A 1,389-nucleotide genomic window follows, 5' to 3' on the forward strand; every position below is an offset into this window, starting at 1 on the left:
GAAAACAGCAATTTTCAAACTTTTTTATTTAAGTGGAGAAAAAATGAATTATTTAATATATTTTAAATATGATGGACTTGGGGCTAGATTAGTTAATTTATCTTATTATTTTTATTTAGCAAATAGACTCGGTAATAAAAATTTCGTTAAATTTGCATGGTTAAATACTGAAGGCTTTAAAAAAGCTCATTTAAGCACTGATTTTAAGGGAGAAGATGGAGTAAAAACAATTGGCTTTTGTGTTATGGAAAAAGAAGAAATTTTTTCACCTACTTTTATAAAAAAATATTATATAGATAAATTACCAAAAAGAGATTTTGATATTAACACTTTTAAAAATTTTGATGAGTTACAAGAAAAATTTTTAAGTGTAGATAATGCTAATTTTATAACCATTGGACCGCCGAGATTCGTAAATGAAGATGATATGACAGATAGACTTAGGATTGAAAATGCCTTTAATAAAGATATAGAATTTAGCGATAATGTGAAAGCAATTATAAAAGAAGCTAAGAATAAGGCTTTAGAATTTAATGATTATAATGTTATAAATTTAAGGGCTGGGGATGTGGTATATTTTGGTAATTGGAGAAAAAAAGATGAAATTATTTTCCGAGCTACTTATTTTGAACTTGCCTTGCAAATTATTAAGGCAAATCCTAATAAAAAATTTATAATATTTTCAGAAGATGTAGAATCAATAGATAAACTTTGTGATTTTGTAAATAGTAAAAATGTAATTAGTGCAAATAAGATTAGGGATTGGAAAAGACCAAATTTAGAATTATTCTTTTTTGATATTGCCTTTATGAGTTGTGCCAAAGAACTTTATTCTTCTGCTGTTTCATCAGTGCCTCAACTTGCTAGATATATGAATAAAAATCTAAAAGGTATAGATACACTTAGGTATTTTAGCGAAGAACAAAGATATGAATTTTTAGAAAAAAATATTGATATTTTAAATCTTCATCCTATGCAAAAGGCTTTGTCTTATTTTCATCTTTTTATACTTGCTAGGAATTTAAAAGAAAATTACGATATTTTAATATATTATTTAAGACAGGCCTTAAAAAATGACTTAGATAATGATAAATATAGAATTCACATAATAGCAAATTTAGTTTTAAAACAAGAATATAAAAAAGCAAATCGTTATCTAAGCTTTATTTTCAATACTCGTTACAATGAGTTTATATCGTTATTTTTTGAATTTCAAATAAACACACTTACTAATGATTTTTTAAACGCAAAAATAAATAGCAAATTCCCTTATCTATGCTTTTTAAACGCAAAGATTGCTAATCATAAAAAATTACATGAAAAGGCTTTTCAATATGCTAAAATGGCTTATGATAATGGTAATTTACAAATTATTAAAGAACTTTATTT

1 protein-coding gene is annotated in these 1,389 nt (G+C 24.5%); it reads left to right on the forward strand.

All coding sequences use genetic code 11. The features are described from left to right. Nucleotides 1-43: 43 nt before the first annotated feature. Nucleotides 44-1,389 (forward strand): hypothetical protein (locus tag FMM56_RS05710; protein WP_190319023.1); only part of this gene is annotated, 1,346 nt, incomplete at its 3' end.

The sequence above is a fragment of the Campylobacter sp. LR264d genome (assembly GCF_008633895.1).
In the GTDB taxonomy this organism is placed as follows: Bacteria; Campylobacterota; Campylobacteria; order Campylobacterales; family Campylobacteraceae; genus Campylobacter_D.